The sequence below is a fragment of the Bradyrhizobium pachyrhizi genome (assembly GCF_001189245.1).
Taxonomy (GTDB): Bacteria; Pseudomonadota; Alphaproteobacteria; order Rhizobiales; family Xanthobacteraceae; genus Bradyrhizobium; species Bradyrhizobium pachyrhizi.
In genome coordinates this window covers 350,357-371,784 of the sequence record NZ_LFIQ01000114.1, presented here as the reverse complement: position 1 = coordinate 371,784, position 21,428 = coordinate 350,357, and the positions used below count along the sequence as shown (strand labels likewise).

General features: G+C 65.2%; 21 protein-coding genes. 16 read left to right on the top strand and 5 right to left on the bottom strand.

All coding sequences use genetic code 11. The features are described 5' to 3' along the window. Window positions 1-334 precede the first annotated feature (334 nt). On the top strand, window positions 335-781 hold the full coding sequence (locus AKL29_RS30885) for a hypothetical protein (RefSeq protein WP_050386746.1): 447 nt from the start codon (window positions 335-337) through the stop codon (window positions 779-781). Window positions 782-820: 39 nt separating this feature from the next. On the opposite strand, the gene AKL29_RS43490 is transcribed toward AKL29_RS30885, so the two are convergent. Beyond that, complete coding sequence (locus AKL29_RS43490; RefSeq protein ID WP_167350436.1) at window positions 821-988, bottom strand: hypothetical protein; 168 nt, start codon at window positions 986-988, stop codon at window positions 821-823. Between the two features lie 176 nt (window positions 989-1,164). Here AKL29_RS43490 and AKL29_RS30880 point away from each other — a divergent pair, with 176 nt between their 5' ends. The 3 genes from AKL29_RS30880 (at window position 1,165) to AKL29_RS30870 (ending at window position 4,868) form a co-directional block, all read left to right on the top strand. Further along, window positions 1,165-1,827 carry a hypothetical protein gene (locus AKL29_RS30880; RefSeq protein ID WP_244482507.1) on the top strand — a complete coding sequence of 221 codons (663 nt, stop codon included), beginning with the start codon at window positions 1,165-1,167 and terminating at the stop codon, window positions 1,825-1,827. 228 nt (window positions 1,828-2,055) lie between these two features. Next, window positions 2,056-3,315, top strand: a complete 1,260-nt coding sequence (locus AKL29_RS30875; protein ID WP_050386744.1) for an MFS transporter — start codon at window positions 2,056-2,058, stop codon at window positions 3,313-3,315. Between the two features lie 140 nt (window positions 3,316-3,455). Beyond that, complete coding sequence (locus AKL29_RS30870; RefSeq protein ID WP_050386743.1) at window positions 3,456-4,868, top strand: sensor histidine kinase; 1,413 nt, start codon at window positions 3,456-3,458, stop codon at window positions 4,866-4,868. 10 nt (window positions 4,869-4,878) lie between these two features. On the opposite strand, the gene AKL29_RS30865 is transcribed toward AKL29_RS30870, so the two are convergent. Further along, window positions 4,879-5,649, bottom strand: a complete 771-nt coding sequence (locus AKL29_RS30865; protein WP_050386742.1) for an enoyl-CoA hydratase — start codon at window positions 5,647-5,649, stop codon at window positions 4,879-4,881. A 221-nt stretch (window positions 5,650-5,870) separates the two neighbouring features. Here AKL29_RS30865 and AKL29_RS30860 point away from each other — a divergent pair, with 221 nt between their 5' ends. Together AKL29_RS30860 and AKL29_RS30855 are read left to right on the top strand one after the other, a co-directional pair. After that, complete coding sequence (locus AKL29_RS30860) at window positions 5,871-6,422, top strand: PaaI family thioesterase (RefSeq protein WP_050386741.1); 552 nt, start codon at window positions 5,871-5,873, stop codon at window positions 6,420-6,422. A gap of 60 nt (window positions 6,423-6,482) precedes the next feature. Next, entirely contained in the window at window positions 6,483-7,097 is a 615-nt protein-coding gene (locus tag AKL29_RS30855) for a TetR/AcrR family transcriptional regulator (RefSeq protein WP_028335016.1), read from the top strand. Window positions 7,098-7,309: 212 nt separating this feature from the next. Here the strand turns inward: AKL29_RS30855 and AKL29_RS30850 are convergent, their stop codons facing one another. After that, entirely contained in the window at window positions 7,310-8,881 is a 1,572-nt protein-coding gene (locus AKL29_RS30850) for a winged helix-turn-helix domain-containing tetratricopeptide repeat protein (RefSeq protein WP_050386740.1), read from the bottom strand. Between the two features lie 160 nt (window positions 8,882-9,041). Between AKL29_RS30850 and AKL29_RS30845 the strand changes: the two genes are divergently transcribed. Beyond that, window positions 9,042-9,281, top strand: a complete 240-nt coding sequence (locus AKL29_RS30845) for a DUF1127 domain-containing protein (protein WP_050386739.1) — start codon at window positions 9,042-9,044, stop codon at window positions 9,279-9,281. 15 nt (window positions 9,282-9,296) lie between these two features. Here the strand turns inward: AKL29_RS30845 and AKL29_RS30840 are convergent, their stop codons facing one another. Beyond that, window positions 9,297-10,211, bottom strand: a complete 915-nt coding sequence (locus AKL29_RS30840) for a LysR family transcriptional regulator (protein WP_028335019.1) — start codon at window positions 10,209-10,211, stop codon at window positions 9,297-9,299. 121 nt (window positions 10,212-10,332) lie between these two features. Between AKL29_RS30840 and AKL29_RS30835 the strand changes: the two genes are divergently transcribed. The 9 genes from AKL29_RS30835 to AKL29_RS30795 all read left to right on the top strand — a co-directional run bounded on the left by AKL29_RS30835 (window position 10,333) and on the right by AKL29_RS30795 (window position 20,129). After that, window positions 10,333-11,829 (top strand): CoA-acylating methylmalonate-semialdehyde dehydrogenase, encoded by a 1,497-nt coding sequence (locus tag AKL29_RS30835; RefSeq protein ID WP_028335020.1) that lies wholly within the window; start codon window positions 10,333-10,335, stop codon window positions 11,827-11,829. 21 nt (window positions 11,830-11,850) lie between these two features. Next, a complete protein-coding gene (locus AKL29_RS30830; RefSeq protein WP_050386738.1) occupies window positions 11,851-12,996 on the top strand; it encodes an isobutyryl-CoA dehydrogenase in 1,146 nt (381 codons plus the stop codon). Beyond that, window positions 12,993-14,075, top strand: a complete 1,083-nt coding sequence (locus AKL29_RS30825; RefSeq protein WP_050386737.1) for an enoyl-CoA hydratase/isomerase family protein — start codon at window positions 12,993-12,995, stop codon at window positions 14,073-14,075. The genes AKL29_RS30830 and AKL29_RS30825 overlap by 4 nt, the downstream gene beginning before the upstream one ends. 25 nt (window positions 14,076-14,100) lie before the next feature. Continuing rightward, window positions 14,101-14,988 (top strand): 3-hydroxyisobutyrate dehydrogenase, encoded by an 888-nt coding sequence (gene mmsB, locus AKL29_RS30820; RefSeq protein WP_050386736.1) that lies wholly within the window; start codon window positions 14,101-14,103, stop codon window positions 14,986-14,988. Between the two features lie 142 nt (window positions 14,989-15,130). Then, the gene (locus tag AKL29_RS30815; RefSeq protein ID WP_050386735.1) at window positions 15,131-16,855 is read left to right on the top strand and encodes an AMP-binding protein; all 1,725 of its coding nucleotides are present in this window, start codon (window positions 15,131-15,133) and stop codon (window positions 16,853-16,855) included. A gap of 11 nt (window positions 16,856-16,866) precedes the next feature. Beyond that, window positions 16,867-17,346 (top strand): MaoC family dehydratase, encoded by a 480-nt coding sequence (locus tag AKL29_RS30810; protein ID WP_050386734.1) that lies wholly within the window; start codon window positions 16,867-16,869, stop codon window positions 17,344-17,346. Between the two features lie 197 nt (window positions 17,347-17,543). Beyond that, a complete protein-coding gene (locus AKL29_RS30805) occupies window positions 17,544-17,732 on the top strand; it encodes a hypothetical protein (protein WP_167350426.1) in 189 nt (62 codons plus the stop codon). Window positions 17,733-17,988: 256 nt separating this feature from the next. Continuing rightward, window positions 17,989-18,906: an SDR family NAD(P)-dependent oxidoreductase gene (locus AKL29_RS30800; protein WP_028335026.1), complete on the top strand. Its 918-nt coding sequence runs from the start codon at window positions 17,989-17,991 to the stop codon at window positions 18,904-18,906. Between the two features lie 2 nt (window positions 18,907-18,908). Further along, complete coding sequence (locus AKL29_RS30795) at window positions 18,909-20,129, top strand: BaiN/RdsA family NAD(P)/FAD-dependent oxidoreductase (protein ID WP_082190763.1); 1,221 nt, start codon at window positions 18,909-18,911, stop codon at window positions 20,127-20,129. Between the two features lie 49 nt (window positions 20,130-20,178). Here AKL29_RS30795 and AKL29_RS30790 read toward each other — a convergent pair whose 3' ends face one another. After that, complete coding sequence (locus AKL29_RS30790; RefSeq protein WP_050386733.1) at window positions 20,179-21,396, bottom strand: MFS transporter; 1,218 nt, start codon at window positions 21,394-21,396, stop codon at window positions 20,179-20,181. Between the last annotated feature and the right edge of the window lie 32 nt (window positions 21,397-21,428).

Below are 21,428 nucleotides of genomic sequence, written 5' to 3'. Positions count from 1 at the left end.
TAACGACAACGCCCTGTGGTTATGGGTCCCCTGCTTTCGCAGGGACGACACCGAGTGTTTGGCGCCTCTTGTGAGTCCCACGTCCGCATTCTCGCGACATGATCTGTCCGAGCTTTGCATCTCGCTTCGCCGCTCCGGCGCGAACGGGGAATCCATTTCGCGACGGATTATTTGCTCTGATGGAATCCGGGCTCTCGCTTCGCTCGCCCCGCAATGACGAGTTGAGAGATCGGCGCGAAGTTGGTTACCAACAATCCGACGAATTGATGCAAGCTCCTAAGCGCTTGAAGAGGCAAGCCGGTCTAGAAGGCGTTGCATTGATCCAGGAGCGCCCATGACTACGCTTCGTATCCATGACGATTGCAACGGAGCCCTGGCGCTTGATCTTCGCGATCTGATTGATCTGCTCGCTCCGCGCTCTCTTCAGGCCAGCTGGATGGTTTCGCCGGTCGTGCTGCATCATCCGGTGCTTGGCCGCGCCCTTGATGAATTCATGGTCGCCGGGGAGCATCAGCTCGAGGCGTTCGCAGCCAAGGGGACGGTGGTCAGCGGTGCAGCGCTTTCGAAAGCCGCGCGCGAAGCATCCCAGGTGATCTGGGGGCAGTTCGTCGGCACTCTCCCGGAACAGGACGACACATGGATCATGATCCGTGCGGTCGACAGCACGTTCTACGAGGTCACGTCCTCTGATGAAGCGGTGCTCGGTGCCATCCGCTCGGCCTACAAGGACGTGCGGATTGCGGCCGGTCCAGTCACGTCTTCACCGATTTCACCGGTTTGATGGAGCGTCGGCGTCGATCCATTCGCTCGCGCGGCTGATCTAATCCGACCGCCAGGCGCCGAGCAGAAATCGTCGCTTCGGCGCGGAGCCCGCTTGTTTCTGGACGTCCGGCAGGTCGACGGCATAACGCCGCATCAGCAGCCGGATTGCGATCGCGATGATCACAAAGGGCGCCAGGTAGATCGCGAAAACTTCGAAGGCGTTCATGTCGTCCTCCGCGGCTTCGGAACAGGCATGCTAGCACGATCATCGCGCGCGCGGGCAGCTAAAACTGTACCGGCACCGCTGAGTTGGCGTTAACCGAATTCCGAACGCCGATCAATTCAAGGTTGCGGAATACGGGTCTGTTTACCGAGCCGGCGCTAGGGCTGGCGGATTGTGCAATGGAAAGTCCCACCGCAATGTCCGTGATCGCCGTCGAGCAGCCGTCCGCCCGCATTCCGCTCTCCGTCAAGATCGGCTTCAGCGCCTTCATGGCCGTCCTGGTGCCGGTGTACACCTACTGGTACGGGCCGACCAACTTTCTGTATTTCTGCGACGTCTGCCTGATCCTCACCTTGATCGGGATCTGGACCGAGAGCGCGCTGTTGATTTCGATGTGCGCCGTCGGACTCCTTGTGCCGCAAACATTTTGGGTGATCGACTTTCTCGCCCATGTCGCCGGCTACTCGCTCACCGGAATGACGGACTACATGTTCGACCAGAACCTGTCGCTGTTCCTGCGGTTCCTGTCGGGCTTCCACGGCTGGCTGCCGTTCCTGCTGCTATTCCTGGTCTGGCGGCTCGGCTATGACCAGCGCGCGCTGATCGCCTGGAGCGTGCTGGCATGGGCGCTGCTGCTGATCTGCTACTTTGTGATGCCGGGACCGCGGCCGGACCCGGGCACGACTCCGGTCAACATCAACTACGTCTTCGGCACAAGCGACAGGGCGGCGCAAGGCTTCGTGCCGCCGCTGGTGTGGCTGGCCGGCCTGATGATCGGCCTGCCGCTGCTCGCTTTCATACCCACCCATTTCATGCTGCGGCGCGCCGTGCCGCCGGTGTAGGCCTGCGCTTCGCGAGGCTGCGCTATCCCGTCGCCGCGGATACCATCGTGCATGGCCGCATGCGGCGGCTTCGATTGACACCAATCGCCTCGGCGCTACGCTGCCGGAACAGGGCATTTTCCCAAGCGACTCAAGACAGATTCAAAGCGCCGCAAGCACGACCAAGAACCAAGACCCAGAAGAACAAGGAAAAAGGGCAGGACACGCCGTGACACGCGTCATCGCGTCTTGAGCGGGACCACGCGGACCTCCGCGCTCGCGCCATTTCGCATCCGCAGCTATCGCTTTCAATGGCCGTCCGATCTGCTCACCTCGTGGGCGTTCGAGGTCGAGACGCTGGTGCTCGGCTGGTACATCATGGTCGAGACCGGCTCGGTGCTGCTGTTGACCGTGCTGGCGTCGCTGCAATATGTCGGCACGCTGGTCGCGCCGGTCGTCGGCATGATCGGCGACCGCATGGGGCACCGCGATCTCTTGGCCGTGATGCGCTTTGCCTATACGGCGCTCGCCGGCACCATCATGACGCTAGCGCTGACCGGGCATCTCGCCCCGCTCAACGTCATGATCATCGTCGCGATCATGGGCGTGATCCGCCCGTCGGATCTCGGGGTGCGCGGCGCGCTGCTCGCCGACATCATGCCGCCGGAGCAGCTGGTGGGCGCCATCAGCCTGGCGCGCACCACGCAGGACTCGGCGCGCATCGCAGGAGCCCTGACCGGGGCCGGATTGTTCGCGGCGCTCGGCATCGGCTATGTCTACGTCGGGATCGCCGGCTTCTATTTCGTCGCCGCCATCCTGATGCTCTGCATGAGCCGCCCCAAGTCGCATGGCACGACCGATCTCGCGGCCGGCGACGCGCCGGGTTCAAAGCTGCTGCGCGACCTCAAGGAGGGCATCGTCTATGCCTGGAGCGGCCCGGGCATGCGCGCCGCGCTCTGCGTCGCGTTCCTGGCCAACCTCACCGCGTTTCCACTGACCAACGGCCTGTTGCCCTATGTCGCGCGCGACATCTTCCTTACCGACCAGACCGGGCTCGGCTATCTCTCGGCAAGCTTTGCGGTGGGCTCGCTGATCGGCTCGATCACGCTCAGCATGGCCGGCGGGGTACGCATCGCGCGGCTTCTGATCGGCGCGACGCTCGCCTGGTACGCCATGCTCCTGGTGTTCGTCGAGCTCCGGACCATGCCGGTCGCGATGGCCTGCCTGCTGCTCGCCGGCATCGCGCAGAGCATGTCGATGATCTCGGCCGCCGTGATGCTGATGCGCAACGCCAGCGCGCATCTGCGCGGTCGCGTCATGGGCGTGCGCATGATGGTGATCTACGGCCTGCCGCTCGGGCTGCTCGCTGCCGGCAGCCTGATCGACCTGATCGGCTACACCGCGACCGGCACGCTGCTCGCCGCCGCCGGCTTCATCGCCATGCTGGCGATCGCGCTGCACTGGCGCGCCGACCTCTGGCCGACCCACGCCCCGGCCAACGCCCGGTGAGGGGCGCGGCGCGATGCCGCGCCGCGGTCGCCGATGCGCCAAAAGGACGCGACAGCGCGGGCAAGCTGTCGTAGATCATTTTCGACGCTCCATTTGCAGTGCCAAGTTCCAGTGCCAGGCCTTTTTCGTTTGATATTGTAATGCTCCGTCTTTTGACCCGCCTTGGACTGCGATTCGACGACATCGTCGAGGAGCGCCGATTTGTAGACCAGTACGTGCGGGGCAATATCGGCTGGACACAGGTCGCGATGCTGCTCGGCGCCTTTACCTATGCCGGATATGCGTTCTGGGATTGGGTGCTCTATCCTGACGTCGTGGCGACCACGCTGGCGATCCGCGGCGGGGTCGCCGTGCTGGTCCTGCTGCCGCTCACCGCCTTGCTCTCGGTGCCCGCGATGAAGCCGTGGGCCGAGACGATCTTCCTCGTCTATTGCGTCGTTCCAGGCTGCGTGCTGCCGAGCGTCTACCTCGTGCTGCCCTCGGGATTCACCTATGCGGCACCCGGCGTGATGATGGTGATCCTGTTCGTCTCGACCATGCTGCCGCTCCGGATCGGGCCGCTAGCCGTGTTCTGTCTCACGACATGGATTGCGCTATGCATCGCTGAATCACTCGGGCCGGCGTTGCCGCCGGGCTTGCGCTTCATCAATCATTCCCTCGTCATCAATGCCTATGCATTGTCGCTTTACGCCGTCGCCGCCCGCGAGTTCCGCGCGCGCCAGCAGTTCCGGACGGCGCAGGCGCTGAAACGTGAAAAGGAGCGCTCGGAAGCCTCGTTGCGCGATTTGCACGCAACGCAATCGCAGCTCGTGCAGGCCGAGAAGCTGGCCTCGCTCGGGCAGCTCGTCGCCGGTGTCGCACATGAGGTCAGCACGCCGCTTGGCCTGGCGCTGACCACATCAACGACCATGGAGGCGGACCTTCGCGCGATGGGCGAGGCGCTGAAGGGCGCAGCCGTCCGGCGCTCCGACCTGACAAGGGGCATTGCACGGATCGAGAACGGCCTTCGACTGACCTCGGAAAACCTGCATCGGGCATCCGAGATGGTGCACAGCTTCAAGCAGGTCGCCATCCACCACGCCGACGAGGAGCGCCATACATTCGAGCTCGGCGGATGGCTGTCCGAGCTGATCGCGAAGCTCGGGCCGCTGCTGTCCCGGCAGGGATTGATCGTCGAACTCGATTGCCCGCAAGGCATCGTTCTGAGCAGCTATCCCGGCGCGCTGGCGCAGGTGATCAGCAATCTGGCGTTCAACGCCGCGGCGCACGCTTATCCCGACGGCCGCGGCGGACGCTTCACCATGACGGTGACGCAGCCGGATCAGGCGCTGGCGCGGATCGCCTGCGCCGACCAAGGCGTCGGCATCCGCGAGGATTTGCAAGCCCGCGTGTTCGATCCGTTCTTCACCACCGGGCGGGAGCGGGGCAATATCGGCCTCGGCCTGCACATCGCCTTTAACACCGTCGTGTCGTCGCTCAGCGGCCGGATCGCGCTGGAGAGCGAACCGGGCCGCGGCACGCTGGTGTTGATCGAAATCCCTGTCTCGAGCTGAGCGCTGGCGGCTACCGCTTCCGATCCAAAAACCCCTGCAGCAGCCGCTGCGGCTCGCCGGTCTGGAACGACTTTCCGAACACGCCGACGCTGAGGTTCACCGACTCGGTCAGCGGCAGCTCTTCCCATTGCCGCAGCAGATCCTTCTGGATCCGTAGCGCCTCGGGGCCGCATTCCAGCAGCGCCTTGACGGTGTGCTCGACGGCTTGGTCGAGGCCGCCGGGTTTTGCCACGGTGTCGACCAGGCCCCAGGCGAGCGCGGTTTGAGCGTCGATGTTCTCCGCGGTCATCATCAGCCAGCGGGCGCGGCCCCAGCCGATCAGGCGCGGCAGCAGCGCGGCGTGGATCACCGAGGGGATGCCGACGCGCACCTCGGGCATGCCGAACATCGCGTCATGCGCGGCGACGCGGACGTCGCAGGCCGCCGCGACCTCGAGGCCGCCGCCGAGGCACCAGCCGGGCAGGCGGGCGATCACCGGCGCCGGGAATTTGCGCACGGCCTCGCAGAGGTCGCGCAGCCGGCTGATGAATGCTTCGGCGGATGGCTGGTCGAGCCTCGCCATTTCCTTGATGTCGGCGCCGCCGATCATGCTGCGCTCGCTTTCGCCGGTCAGGATCACCGCGCGGATGCTCGGATCGGCGGCCAGATGCTCAAAGCCCTCGCGCACGCCGTTGGTGACGGCGGAACTCACGATGTTCAGCTTGCCGGCGTTGCAGATGGTCAGGCGGACGACGCCTCTGTCGTCGCGGGCGATGCCGCAGTGGGGATTGAGCATGTCCATGGAAAAAGTCCCGGCGCAGGATTGGATCGACAAGTCATTCCGGGATGGTGCGCAAGCACCAGACCCGGAATCTCGGGATTCCGGGTTCGACGCTTGCGTCGCCTCGGAATGACTTGGGCCATGTCCCGGACAAAGCATGGCTCTGTCAAGGACCGGGTGCGGCGGTTGCGCCGAGGGACACGGATCTATAGAATTATAATTATCATATAAATGGAGCCGTCATGACTGCCGCCGAAAGCATCGATCTTCATTCGCCCGATTTGCGGCGCGCCCGCGTGGTGGAATGGCAGGCGCCGGGACCCGTGGCGAAGGCGGCGCTGCCGATGTCCGGGATCGAGGCGATGCGCGCGATCCGCGATGGCCGGTTGCCGCCGCCGCCGATGGCGAAACTGATCGGCTTCCGCATGGCGGTGGTCGACGAGGGCCGCATCGTGATGGAACTCGAGCCGCATGAGAGCCTGGAAAACACCATCGGCCTGCTGCACGGCGCGACCGCCGCGGCGCTGCTCGATACCGCGATGGGCTGCGCGATCTCGACCATGCTGCCGGCGGGGCAGACCTCGGTGACGCTCGACCTCAAGCTGACCTATCTGCGGCCGCTGTCGGCACGGTCGGGCACCATCAGCGCCGAAGGCAAGGTGATCAAGCTCGGCCGCCAGACCAGCTACGCCGAGGGCTTCGTCCGCGACGGCAGGGGCAATCTTGCGCTGCACGCGACCGCGACGTTTTCGATGCTCGGCGGGGAACCCAAAGTGCCCGACAAGGCGAAATAACTGCAGCATTCCGGCCGCAAATCTGCTATTATATGATTAGAAACATTCCATGAGAGCGGCATGCGCTATTCGAAAGAACACAAGCAGGAGACCCACGCGCGGATCGTCAAGAAGGCCGCGACGCGGCTGCGCGAGCGGGGCGCCCACGGCATCGGCGTCGCCGACCTGATGAAGGACGCCGGCCTGACCCATGGCGGCTTCTACGCGCATTTCGACTCGCGCGAGGCGCTGGTGATCGAGGCCTTCAGCTACGCGATGGACCGCGCCATCGAGCGCTGGCGCAAGGTCGCCGCGGACACGCCGCCGGAGAAGCGGCTTTCGACCATCATCGACGGCTATCTTTCGGCGGTGCACCGCGACGATCCCGGCCAGGGCTGCGCGATCCCGGCGCTCGGCGCCGAGATCGCCCGCGAGAGCCCGAAGACCCGCAAGGCGTTTGCCCTCAAGCTCGACCAGATGATCGACATGATGGCCGACCAGATCCTGGACGTGCCGCGCAAGGCCGCCCGCAAGCAGGCGACGGCGACGCTGGCGACCATGATGGGCACCATCGTGATGTCGCGTATCGCCGGAAGCGGCGAAATGTCCGACGAGATCCTGTCGGCGGGCCGCGAGGCGGTGCTGGGACGTGCCGCCGCGGCCAAGGCGCCGGCGAAAAAGACGAAGGTAAACTAAAGCGCGATGAGATTAGGTTGAATCGTCATCGCGCTTTGGCCTTTTGTTTGAGCATGATCTTTTCGGAAAACCGCTTCGCACTTTTCCGGATCATGCTTTAGGGCGAGTACTCGTAAGGTTCCGATGTCTGGCTCAAACCGGGCCTTGGCGTCGGAGACCGACGCAATTGGTCGGGTCGACGGCGGCTCCAAGGGCGAGCCGCGCATTCACGGTCATTCGGGAAGCCCTGCTTCGCGGAGGCCTTTGATAAAGCGCGCAAGATCCTCCGCTCGACGAAATGGCGCCAGCTCTTCCAGATTGGAGATGCGCAAATTGGGAGCGCGTTCGCGTACACGTGCGATGGCCTTTTGAGCCGGCTCGAGGCGTCCGGTGAGCGCATTGCTGGCGGCGAACATGCAGATGGCCAGCAGGAAATTCGGATTGTCGCGCAATGTCTTTTCGGCCCATGACGATGCCATATCGTAGTGGCCCGAGAGAAAATGCGCATACGATACGGCTCCGTGGTTGGCGTACATCGACGGATCGAGCGGGCTCAGGCGCATGGCACGCGCGGCGTAGTCAAGCACGAGGTCGGGCTCGCCTCTGAAGGCTCTGACCCAAGCACCGAGATTCCAAGCCATTGCCAGGTTCGGATTGATCGTCAGTCCGCGATCCACGAACGCAATGGCATCATCGAATTTGTGCGCTATGAAGGCGAGTACATATGCTCCCATGCACATCGCTGCCGGGTCATCTGCTCCCAGATGCACGGCCTTCCATCCGAGCCGCGTAGCTTCGGCAGTTTCCTGCGCACGATCGATCATCCAGCGTCGCGCTCTACGCTGGATGTAGCACCATCCGGCCATGCCATAGGCGCACGCCAGACCGGAATCGAGCTGGATCGCCTTGTAGAAGAGCTGGAGCGCTTCGCTGTTTGCATCCTTCGTCCACCGACGAGCGGTCGCCAAGCCGCGCAGGTAATAGTCATATGCCTCCAGATTTTCGGTTGGCTTGCGCGTGGCTCGCTTGATTTCCTCGCGCTGCAGCATGGGTGCGATTGCGCCTACCACGGTAGACGTCACCTGGTCCTGTAGATCGAAGATATCTTCGAGCGCGCCGTCAAGGCGGTCGGCCCAGAGATGCGCGCCGGTTTCAGCATCGATAAGCTGACCGGCGATACGAATGCGGTTTCCGGCCTTGCGCACGCTCCCTTCGAGCACATAGCGCACCGCGAGTTCGCGGCCGACCTGCTTGATGTCGACGGGCCGGCCCTTGTAGGTGAAACTCGAATTGCGCGCGATCACAAGCAGCCAATGAAACCGCGACAGGGCCATCGTGATGTCTTCTACGACGCCGTCGGCGAAATACTCCTGCTCCGGGTCGGCGCTAAGGTTCTGGAAGGGCAGCACGGCAATCGAGGGCTTGTCGGGGAGCTTGAGGGGAGGCTGCCGCGGTTCTATCGGCTCGGCGCCCCTTGCCGCGCTTGCCGTCGTCCGCTCTTCCCGGACCGCACCGATGAACCGGAAACCTTTGCGTGGCAGTGTCTTGATGAGGCGCTGCTGCTCACCGGAGTCGCCGATTGCGCTCCGCGCAGCGTTTAACCGAGTGGTCAAGGCTGCATCGGACACACTGCGCCCATTCCAGATGGCGTGGATGACGTCGTCTTTGCTGACGACGCGGTCCCTGTTGCGGATCAGAAAGTCGAGCAGGTCGAATACCTGCGGCGCGACGGAAACCATGTCCGTTCCGCGATGCAACTCGCGCCGGTCCGTGTCGAGTGCGTACTCCTCGAAGAGATAGCGCAAGCCGCGAATCCCTTGGGTGTGCCTCGGACGATCGTGTGGCACCGCTTGGTGTGCCAAGAATAAGCCGCCGATGAGGAAATTGTAAGCCGACTGTTAAGCGCGCAAGCGCATGCCGCGGCATCTTGTCCGGGTGGAAAGGACGTATCCCGGAGGTGCAGCAATGAGCACGACCTACAGTCCAGCGCGTTCAGCCCAGGCGACCACATCGACGCCGCGGATCGTGAGCGCCTTCAAGGGCTTTTGGGATGCAATTCAGGAATGGCGCAAATGGGAGCGGCTGCGCGCCGATCTCGGCAGCCTGAGTGACCGGGAGCTCATGGACATCGGGATCTCGCGTGGCGAGGTCGATTACGTCGCCTCGAACCGGGATGCCGACCCGCGCGGCATCCGATCCGTCTGACAACGTCGGTGAGCGCTACACCCCGCTGAACAGCGCGCGCTCGGCTTCCACCGTCTCGTAGATGTAGTCCGCCACCGCGCGGATGCGGGCGAGATCCTTGCTGTCGGCGTGCATCAGGAGCCAGAAGGTGCGGGAGATCCGCACCTCGTCCGGCAGCACCGGCTGCAACTCGGGGTGGGCCGTCGCCATGAAGTGCGGCAGCACGGCGATGCCGAAGCCGGCGATGGTGGCGTTGAGCTGCGCGATCAGATTGGCGCTGCGGAATTTCGCCGAGATCTTTGGCGAGACCTGCGGCAGGTAGTCCAGCTCCGGCGTGAACAAGAGCTCCTCGATGTAGCCGACGAAGCGGTGCCGCGGCAGGTCGGCGCGTGCGGCAATTGCCGGCGCCTGGGCGAGATAGGCGGGTGCGGCATAAAGCCCGAGCGTGTAGTCCAAGAGCTTGCGGCCGACGATGCGGCCTTCCTTCGGCATGGTCAGGCTGATCGCGATGTCGGCCTCGCGTTTGGAGAGCGAGAACAGCCGCGCGGTGGCGACGAGCTGCAGATCGAGATCGGGATACCGCTCGGTGAACTTGACCAGCCGCGAGGCCAGGAAGTGGCTGCCGAACCCATCGGGCGCGCCGATCCGCACCGTGCCGGTGAGGTGGGCGCGCGAGCCGCCGACCGCCTCCTGGTTGGCGACGATGGTGGATTCCATCGCCTCCGCGCTGTCGGCGACCCGCTGGCCGGCCTCGGTCAGCAGATAGCCGGTCTTGCGCCGATCAAACAGTTTTGCGGAGAGGTGGCGCTCCAGCCGGTCGACACGGCGGATCACTGTGGCATGATCGACGCCGAGCTGCTTGGCGGCAGCCGAAACCGACCCGCCGCGCACGATGGCAAGCACGAAACGGAAGTCGTCCCAGTCGATTGTGCCGCCGCCTTGATCCAGCATTTCCGCACATCTATGGTGCAATTTATCGGACTTGAATCCCATAAAATGCAGGGTCAATAGGGTTTGTAAAGCGATCCCGCCGCGAGGAGCGGCGATTCAGGTGCTTCAGGGAGGTTTTTCCATGCGCTCAATCGGACATTTCATCGGTGGCAAGGAGGTCAAGGGCACGTCGGGCCGTACGGCTGACGTCTTCGAGCCGATGACCGGCGAGGTCCAGGCCAAGGTGGCGCTGGCCTCCAAGGCCGAGCTCCGCGCCGCGGTCGAGAACGCCAAGGCCGCCCAGCCGGAATGGGCCGCCACCAACCCGCAGCGCCGCGCCCGCGTCATGATGCGGTTCCTCGAGCTGGTCCAGCGCGACTACGACAAGCTCGCCGAGCTGCTGGCGCGCGAGCACGGCAAGACCGTTCCCGACGCCAAGGGCGACATCCAGCGCGGCCTCGAGGTCGCCGAGTTCGCCTGCGGCATCCCGCACCTGATGAAGGGCGAGTACACCGAGGGCGCCGGCCCCGGCATCGACATCTATTCGATGCGGCAACCCCTGGGCGTCGTTGCCGGCATCACGCCGTTCAATTTCCCGGCGATGATCCCGATGTGGAAGTTCGCGCCGGCGATCGCCTGCGGCAACGCCTTCATCCTCAAGCCGTCTGAACGCGATCCCGGCGTGCCGATGAAGCTCGCCGAATTGATGATCGAGGCGGGCCTGCCGGCCGGCATCCTCAACGTCGTCAACGGCGACAAGGAGGCGGTCGACGCCATCCTCGACGATCCCGATATCAAGGCGATCGGCTTCGTCGGCTCGACCCCGATCGCGCAATACATCTACGAGCGCGCCGCGCAGACCGGCAAGCGCTGCCAGTGCTTCGGCGGCGCCAAGAACCACGCCATCGTGATGCCGGATGCCGACATGGACCAGACGGTCGATGCGCTGATCGGCGCCGGCTACGGCTCCGCCGGAGAGCGCTGCATGGCGGTCTCGGTCGCGGTGCCGGTCGGCAAGACCACCGCCGACCGCCTGATGGAGAAGCTGATCCCGCGCGTCGAGTCGCTCAAGATCGGCACCTCGGTCGATCCGTCGGCCGATTACGGCCCGCTGGTGACCCGCGAGGCGGTCGAGAAGGTCAAGAGCTACATCGACATCGGCATCAAGGAAGGCGCGACGCTCGCGGTCGATGGCCGCGGCTTCAAGATGCAGGGCTACGAGAAGGGCTTCTATCTCGGCGGTTCGCTGTTCGACAACGTCACCAAGGACATGCGGATCTACAAGGAAGAGATCTTCGGCCCGGTGCTCTCGGTGGTGCGCGCCCACGACTATCACGAGGCGCTGGCGCTGCCGTCCGACCATGACTACGGCAACGGTGTTGCGATCTTCACCCGCGACGGCGACGCCGCGCGCGACTTCGCCGCCAAGGTCAATGTCGGCATGGTCGGCATCAACGTGCCGATCCCGGTGCCGATCGCCTATTACACCTTCGGCGGCTGGAAGAAGTCCGGTTTCGGCGATCTCAACCAGCACGGTCCGGACTCGATCCGCTTCTACACCAAGACCAAGACGGTGACTTCGCGTTGGCCGTCCGGCGTCAAGGAAGGCGCGGAGTTCTCGATTCCGACGATGAAGTAAACTCGTCCCGAGAGGCGAAGCATGCAGTTCGCTCTCAACGAGGACCAGATCGCGGTTCGCGACATGGCACGGGCGTTTGCGGCGGAGAAGATCGCGCCGCACGCGCTCGAATGGGACGAGACAAAGCACTTTCCGGTCGACGTGATGCGCGAGGCGGCGGGCCTCGGCATCGGCGGCATCTATATCAAGGATGATGTCGGCGGCTCGGCGATGACGCGGTTCGACGCGGCGCTGATCTTCGAGGCTCTGGCGACGGGGTGCCCGACCACGTCGGCCTTCATCTCGATCCACAACATGGCGTCCTGGATGATCGATGCCTACGGCAACGACACCCAGCGCCACACATGGCTGCCGAAGCTCTGCACCATGGAGCTGATCGCGAGCTACTGCCTGACCGAGCCGGGTGCCGGCTCCGACGCGGCCGCGTTGCGCACCCGCGCGGTGCGCGACGGCGATCACTACGTGCTCAATGGCCAGAAGCAGTTCATCTCTGGCGCCGGCAGCACCGACCTGCTGGTGGCGATGGTGCGCACCGGCGGCGAGGGTCCGGGCGGCGTCTCGACGCTGGTCATCGACGGCAAGACGCCGGGCGTGTCGTTCGGCAACAATGAGCGCAAGATGGGTTGGAATGCGCAGCCGACCCGCGCTGTGATGTTCGAGAATGCGCGCGTGCCGGTCGCGAACCGGCTCGGCGAGGAGGGCATCGGCTTCAAGATCGCGATGGCCGGGCTCGACGGCGGCCGTCTCAACATTGCGGCGTGCTCGCTCGGCGGCGCGCAGGCGGCGCTCGACAAGGCGCTGGCCTACATGAAGGACCGCAAGGCGTTCGGCAAGCGGCTCGACGAATTCCAGGCGCTGCAGTTCAAGATCGCCGACATGGCGACCGAGCTGGAAGCCGCACGCACCTTCTTGTGGCGCGCGGCCGCCGCGCTCGACCGCAAGGATCCGGACGCTTCCATGCTCTGTGCGATGGCCAAGCGGTTCGGCACCGATGTCGGCTTCGAGGTCGCCAACCAAGCGTTGCAGCTGCACGGCGGCTACGGCTATCTCAGCGAATACGGTGTCGAGAAGATCGTGCGCGATCTGCGCGTGCACCAGATCCTCGAAGGCACCAATGAAATCATGCGGCTGATCGTGTCGCGCAAGTTGATCGAGGACGCGCGATGAATGATGCGGCAGCAGCCGAAGGCGATCTGATCGCGCGCAAGGAAGGTTCTGCCGGCATCATCCGGCTCAATCGGCCGAAGGCGATCAATGCCGTGACGTTGGAGATGTTCCACGACATCGACAAGGCGCTCGATGCGTACGAGGCCCATCCCGATGTCGCTGTCATCGTGCTGGAGGGCGCGGGCGAGCGCGGCCTGTGCGCCGGCGGCGACATCCGCGCGCTCTGGGAGAGCTCCAAGGTCAAGGGCGATCTCGGCAAGATCCTGTGGCGCGACGAATACATCCTCAACGCGCGGATCAAGAAATTCCCAAAGCCCTATGTCGCCTTCATGGACGGCATCGTGATGGGCGGCGGCGTCGGGCTGTCGGCGCATAGCCGCCACCGCGTGGTGACGGAGCGCACCAAGCTCGCGATGCCCGAGGTCGGCCTCGGCTTCTTCCCCGATGTCGGCGGCACCTATCTGCTGTCGCGCTCGCCGGGTGAGATCGGCACCTATTTCGGGCTCACCGGCACCACGATGAACGGTCCCGATGCAATCTACGCCAAATTTGCCGACGCCGTGGTGCCGAGCGCAAAGCTGCCGGCGCTGCGCGAGGCGCTGACCAAGGTTGCGCCGGGTACGAGTTCGGCCGAGATTGATCGGCTGATCGGAGGCTTCGCGACTAGCGAGACGGCTGGCCCTGTCGCCGCGATGCAGGCCAAAATCGACGGCTGGTTCGCACACGGCCGGATGGAGGACGTCGTCGCCGCGCTGACAGCCGACGGCTCCGACCTGGCGCAGGCCACGCTGAAGACGCTCGGTGAGAAGTCACCGCGCGGCATGGTGGTGACGCTGAAACTGCTGCGGCTGGCGCGCGCGACCGCGACGCTGGAAGAGTGCCTGAAGCGCGAATATCGCGCCGCGCTCGAGGTGTTCGCCAGCGACGATTTCCGCGAAGGCGTGCGCGCCGCCGTCATCGACAAGGATCGCAATCCGACATGGATGCCGGCCGGGATCGAACAGGTGACGCCGGAGATGCTCGCGCCTTACTTCGCCGAGATCGGCACCGACGAGTTGAAATTTCCTGACAGCAAATAGAAACGTCGCAAGCGGAGGACTTCCCATGGCAAACGTCGCATTCATCGGGCTCGGCAATATGGGCGGGCCGATGGCGGCCAATCTGGTCAAGGCCGGCCACAAGGTGACCGCGTTCGATCTGGTCGCAGCGTCCCGCGATCAGGCCAAGAGCGACGGTGCCGCGATCGCCGAGAGCGGCGTCGGTGCGGTGAAGGGCGCCGATGTCGTCATCACCATGCTGCCGGCCGGCAAGCATGTGCTCGGCGTCTGGAGCGAGGTGCTGCCCGCGATGGCCAAGGGCGCGCTGATCATCGACTGCTCGACGATCGACGTCGAAAGCGCCAAGCAGGCGCATGCGCTGGCCGCCAAGCACGCCATGGCCTCGGTCGACGCGCCGGTCTCCGGCGGCACCGGCGGCGCCAAGGGCGGGACGCTGACCTTCATGTGCGGCGGCGAGCCGAAGGCATTCGCGGCGGCCCAGCCGATGTTGGCGAACATGGGCAAGAAGATCGTGCATTGCGGCGCCGGCGGTGCGGGGCAGGCCGCCAAGATCTGCAACAACATGATCCTCGGTATTTCCATGATCGCGGTCGGCGAGGCTTTCGTGCTCGCCGAGAAGCTCGGCCTGTCGCACCAGGCGCTGTTTGACGTCGCCTCGACCTCGTCGGGACAGTGCTGGTCGCTGACGACCTATTGCCCGGTTCCCGGCCCGGTGCCGACCTCGCCGGCCAACAACGACTACAAGCCGGGCTTTGCTTCGAACTTGATGGTCAAGGACCTGACCCTGGCGCAGGACGCCGCCAATGCGGCCGGCGCGGTCACGCCGCTCGGCAAGCATGCGCAGGAGATCTATAAGACCTTCGACGCGTCGGGTCACGGCGGGGTCGACTTTTCCGGAATTATCCAGCACGTTCGGAGCCTCGCTGGAAAGTAGCGGGCCGTTCGTAGCCCGGATGGAGCGCAGCGAAATCCGGGACTGCTTTATCGACCGGCGCGACCGCCCCGGATTGCGCTTCGCTCTATCCGGGCTACGCTTGACGGTAACGCTGGTTGCCAATCAACGGGCTCGGAAGAAGATGACCACATTTCAGGACGCTCGCGCCTTTCTGCTCAAGCACCGCACCGACTACGATGCCGCGGTGAACGGATTTCGCTGGCCCGATCCAGTGCCGTTCAACTGGGCGCTCGACTGGTTCGATGCCGAACTGGCGCACAATGCCGACAGCCGCGACCGGCCGGCGCTGTGGATCGTCGATGCCGCTAGCGGCAACGAGACCAGGCTTTCGTTCGCCGAGTTGTCGCGCCGCTCAAACCAGGTTGCAAATTTCCTGCGCGCGCAGGGGCTGAAGCGCGGCGATCATCTGTTGCTGCTGCTCGGCAATGTCGTGCCGCTGTGGGAGACAATGCTGGCGGCGATGAAGCTCGGCGTCGTCGTGATCCCCGCCACCACGCTCTTGACCGCGGATGAATTGCGCGACCGGCTCGACCGCGGCAAGGCGAGGGCGGTGGTCGCCACGCAGGATCAGGTCGCGAAGTTCGCGGGCCTCGGCAGCGACAGTCTCGTGCGCATCGTGGTCGGCGCGACGCAGCCGCAGGACGGCTGGCTGCCGTTCGAGGATGCGACGAAGGCGCCCGAGGCGTTCACGCCCGATGGCCCCACCAAGGCCGACGATCCGATGCTGCTTTATTTCACCTCGGGCACCACGGCAAAGCCGAAGCTGGTGCGGCATAGCCAGCGCAGCTACCCGGTCGGCCATCTCTCGACGATGTACTGGATCGGCCTGCAGCCCGGCGACATCCATCTCAATATCTCGTCGCCCGGCTGGGCCAAGCATGCCTGGAGCTGCTTCTTCGCGCCGTGGAACGCCGGCGCGACGATCTTTATCGCGAACCAGCCACGCTTCGAGGCGAAAGGACTGCTCTCGACCATCGCCCGCTGCGGCGTCACCACGCTGTGCGCGCCGCCGACGGTGTGGCGGATGTTCATTCAGGAGGAGCTCGCGAGCTTCAAGGTCTCGCTGCGCGAGGTGTGCGGCGCCGGCGAACCGCTCAATCCGGAGATCATCGACCAGGTCAAATCGGCCTGGGGGCTGACTATCCGCGACGGCTACGGCCAGACCGAGACCACGGCGCTGGCCGGCAATTCGCCGGGACAGAAGGTGAAGGTCGGCTCGATGGGCCGGCCGCTGCCGGGCTATCGCGTCCAGGTGACCGACAATGACGGCCACGCCGCGAAGGAGGGCGAGGTGACCTTGCTGCTCGGCGCAGACCGGCCGGCGGGCCTGATGCAGGGCTATCAGGGCGACGACGGCAAGCTCATCGGCACCGACGGCGAGATCTATCGCAGCGGCGACGTCGTGTTCACCGATGACGAGGGTTATCTCACCTTCGTCGGCCGCACCGACGACGTGTTCAAATCCTCCGACTATCGCATCTCGCCGTTTGAATTGGAGAGCGTGCTGCTCGAGCACGACGCGGTGGCGGAAGCGGCCGTGGTGCCGAGCCCGGACCCGATCCGGCTCGCGATCCCCAAGGCCTATGTTCTGCTGGTGTCCGGTGTCGAGCGCACGCCGGAGACGGCGCTGTCGATCTTCCAGCACCTGCACACAAGGCTGGCGCCATTCAAGCGCATCCGCAAGATCGAGCTGGTAACAGAGCTGCCGAAGACGATCTCCGGAAAAATCCGCCGGGTGCAGTTGCGCCGGCTCGAACATGACGATAATCGCACAGATGCGTTGCGCGGAGCCGAGTTCCGCGAGGAAGAATTTCCGGAGCTGCAGAAGGTGCGGACCTCCGGTTAGGAGGTCAGCCAATGAACGAAGTCTGGAAGAAGCCGCCGGTGTCGCTGGAAACCTACCAGGGCATGGTCGGAAAGGAGATCGGCGTGTCCTCGTGGCACCTGCTCGACCAGGGCCGCATCGACACCTATGCCGACGTGATCGAGGATCACCAGTTCATCCATGTCGATCCCGCGCGCGCCAAGGCGGAGACCGCCTTCGGCACCACGATCGCCCATGGCTTCCTTACGATGTCGCTGATGTCGATCATGTCCTACGAGGTGATGCCGGTGCTCGAGGGCACCGCGATGGGCGTCAATTACGGCTTCGACAAGCTGCGCTTCATCTCGCCGGTGCGCTCGGGCAAACGCGTCCGCGGCCGCTTCGTGCTGGCCGAAGCCACGCTGCGCAAGCCGAAGGAGTTGTTGTCGCGCACCAACGTCACGGTCGAGATCGAAGGCGAGGACAAGCCCGCGCTGGTCGCCGACTGGCTAGGCCTGATCTATTTCAGCTAGAGCGAACAGGAATCTAGAGCCCCGTTCCGATTCATTCGGAACGGAAAAGGCTCCAGGAGATGGTTGAGTAGCTCCACCTTTTTCCGCAAGCAGCAGAGGTGGAGCGAACCCGCATGGTCCAAGAAGCGCATTGACGGCCTTGATCCCCGGTGTCCATCATGCCGCCTTTAGGCGGTGCGGTCCCGGGAGTGGCAGCCATGGTGCAGAACATCGTCGCCGGACTTGTTGTCATCGCATTGATTGTGATCGGCTCGATCAGCTACGCCCAGGAGCATCACGAGTGCTGGAACGGGCACCTGATCAAGAGCTTGAAGGACAAGACCTTGAACGATGGGCACCGGTTCAAAGCCTTGAAACCTTGCGGGTCGATGGCCCCTGAAGTCTAACTGACCCCGTGGCCGGTCAGCGCAACACTTGACCCGGCCATCCATCGCTGCTCAAAAGTCCCCAACCTTTTCATGCCGCTCAGGCGTGCACCCTCTCCCCTTGTGGGAGAGGGTGGCGAAATCGAGCGGAGCGAGATGAAGCCGGGTGAGGGGTCTCTCTCCGCGTGCTCATCCGTGGAGAGAACCCCTCATCCGGCGCGCTTGCGCGCGCCACCTTCTCCCACAAGTGGAGAAGGAAAGAACAGGAATCAACAGCATGGCAATCAGGTTCGACGGACGCGTCGCTATCGTCACCGGCGCGGGCAATGGTCTTGGGCGGGCGCATGCGCTGGGGCTGGCGAGCCGCGGCGCCAAGGTCGTGGTCAACGATTTCGGCGGCGCGCGCGACGGCACCGGCGGCTCGTTGTCGCCGGCCGAGACCGTGGTCGAAGAGATCCGGAAAGCCGGCGGAACCGCGATGGCCGACGGCGCCGACGTCTCGAACTTCGAGCAGGTCACCGCGATGGTCGAGCGAGCCACCAAGGAGTGGGGCAGCGTCGATCTGCTCTGCGCCAATGCGGGCATCCTGCGCGACAAGTCGTTCACCAAGCTCGAGGTCGCCGACTGGGCCAAGGTGCTCGACGTGCATCTCACCGGCACCTTCTACTGCTGCAAGGCGGTGTGGGCCGGCATGCGCGAGCGCAACTACGGCCGCATCGTGCTGACGACCTCGTCGTCCGGTCTGTTCGGCAATTTCGGCCAGGCCAACTACGGCGCGGCGAAGGCCGGCATGGTCGGCCTGATGAACGTGCTCGCCGAAGAGGGTCGCAAGAACAACATCAAGGTCAACACCATCTCGCCGACGGCTGCGACCCGCATGACCGAGGAACTGCTGCCGCCGCAGGCGCTTCAACTAATGAAGCCGGAAGCGATCACGCCGGCGGTCGAATTCCTGCTCTCGGAGGACGCACCGACCCGCACCATCATGGGCGCCGGCGCCGGCTCGTTTGCGGTGATCCGCGTGCTGGAGACCGAAGGCGTCAACCTGCCGCAGTCCGAATGGACGCCGGACGGCGTCGCCGCGCACTTCAATGCGATCAGCGACATGTCGACCGCGAAGGCGCTGCAGGGCGCGTTCGAGCAGACGCAGAAGTATGTCGCCCAGGCCGCCGCGCGGGCCGGGATCAAGCTCTGAGCATGACCGTCGCCGTCATCGGAGCCGGACCTGCCGGCCTGATGGCGGCGGAGGTGCTCGCGCAAGGTGGCGCACAGGTCACCGTCTACGATGCGATGCCGTCGGCCGGCCGCAAGTTCCTGATGGCCGGCCGTGGCGGGCTCAATCTCACCCACTCCGAGCCGCTGCCGGATTTCCTTGCGCGCTATCGCGAGGCGATGCCGCATCTGAAGGCTGCGATCGAGGCATTTCCGCCCGATGCCTTACGCGCCTGGAGCGATGCGCTGGGGCAGCCGACATTCGTCGGCACCAGCGGCCGCGTATTCCCCGAGGCGTTCAAGGCATCGCCCCTGCTGCGCGCCTGGCTACGGCGGCTCGATTCCGCGGGCGTTGCGTTCGCATTCCGGCATCGCTGGGTTGGATGGGACGCGCGCGGCGGACTGCTGTTCGAGACGCCGGACGGCCAGCGCACAGTCAATGCCGATGCAATCGTGCTGGCACTCGGCGGCGCGAGCTGGCCGCGGCTCGGCTCCGATGGCGCCTGGGCGGAGATCCTCACCGCGAAGGGCGTTGCGGTGGCGCCGATGAAAGCAGCCAATTCCGGCTTCACGGTTGCCTGGTCAAATATCTTCCGCGACCGGTTCGAAGGCCAGCCGCTCAAGGGAGTCGCGCTCACGATCGGCTCGCATACGGTGCGCGGCGAGGCGATCGTCACCCGCGCCGGCATCGAAGGCGGTGCCATCTATGCGCTGTCGGCGGAATTGCGCGAGGCGGTGCTCGCCAAGGGCACGGCGACCCTGACGGTGGCACTGCGGCCCGACGCCGCGCGTGACGAACTGGTCGCGCGCCTCTCGGCGCCGAAGGGCAAGCAGACCGTCTCCAATTTCCTGCGCAAGGCCGGGCAGCTTTCGCCGGTCGGCATCGGTTTGTTGCAGGAAGCGGCGGTCGCCGCCGGCCGTTCGCTGGCCGCGCTGCCGCCGGCCGACCTGGCCGAACTGATCAATGCGGTGCCGATCCGGATCACGGACGTGGCGCCGACCGCACGCGCGATCTCGAGCGCCGGCGGGATCAGGTTCGACGAGCTCGACGCGCATTTCATGCTGCGGCGGCTGCCTGGCGTTTTCGCCGCCGGCGAGATGCTCGATTGGGAAGCGCCGACCGGCGGCTATCTGTTGCAGGCGTCGTTTGCAACGGGCGTCGCCGCCGGGAAGGGCGCGTTACGATGGTTCGTGCAGAAATCGTAGCACTGTAGGATGGGTAGAGCGAAGCGAAACCCATCCCACGCCGTGCCACTCATTCTGATCCCGTCTTCGTCGCGAGGTCGGTGATCAAGCCGAGCACACCGAACGCTGCAGCCACCGCGCACACCGCGGTCCAGCCACCAAAGCTCCACGCCGCGGAGGCCGCAGCCGCGCCGACGGCGCCGCCGATGAAGAACAGCGCCACGAACAGGCCGTTGATCCGGCCGCGTGCCTCGGGGCGCAGCAGGTTGACGGCGCGGCGGCCGAGCGTCTGGTCGGTGGTGATGCCGAGATCGAGCAGGATGGTGCCGAGGCTCAGCACGACGAGTGCAGCGATCCGCGACTCCAGCACCCCGGCCCACGCGCACAGCGCCAGCGATGCAATGATCAGAATGTGCGAGCCGATCAGCATCGGCCGCGCCAGGCCACGGTCGCCCCAGCGGCCGGCCAGCGGTGTCGCGATAGCGCCGGCAACGCCGATCAGCGCGAACAGCGCGATCCCCCTGGCGTCGAGCTTGAATGGCGCATCCGGCAGCCGCAGCGCCACGGCGGCCCAGAACGCAGTGAACGAGGCCATCACCAGCGCAGCGGTCCAGGACCGGACGCGCAGCACCGGCTCCTCGCGCAGCAGTTTTGGGAACGATCGCAGCAGCGCGCCGTAGCTGACCTTCGCCGCCGGCTGTAGCGTCGGCAGCGTGCGCGCCAATGCGCCGGCGAGCACCGTCATCAGCACGGCCGAGGTGAAATAGTAGCCGCGCCAGTTCCAGCTGTCCGCGATCAGACTCGCCATTGGTCGCGACAGCAGGATGCCGATCATCAGGCCGCTCATCACATCGCCGATCGCCTGTCCCCGACGCTCCGGCGGCACCATCGACGCCACCAGCGGCACCACCATCTGGATCGCCGCGCAGGAGGCGCCGAGGATGAAGGTGGCGGCCAGCAGGATCAGCGGCGTCGGCGCCATCGCGGTGCCGATCGCCGCGACGATGGCGCAGGCCAGCGTCCGCAGGATCAGCCGCTTGTTCTCGACGAGGTCGACCAGCGGCACCAGCAGCAGCAGCCCGAGCGCATAGCCGAGCAGGGTCAGCGTCGAGATCAGGCCGGCCTCCAGCTCGGTCATGCCGAGCGAGCGGCCCATCAGGCCGACGAGGATCTGCGGCGCAAAGAGATTGGTAACGACGGTGCCGGTCGTGATGGCGCCGATCCAGATCAGCGGACGCACGGCGACGGTGCGCGCCGGGGAGAGTTTGGTGGCTTCGGAGATGGTCATGGGGCCTCGCGATGGAGTGGCGAGGCCCCCTT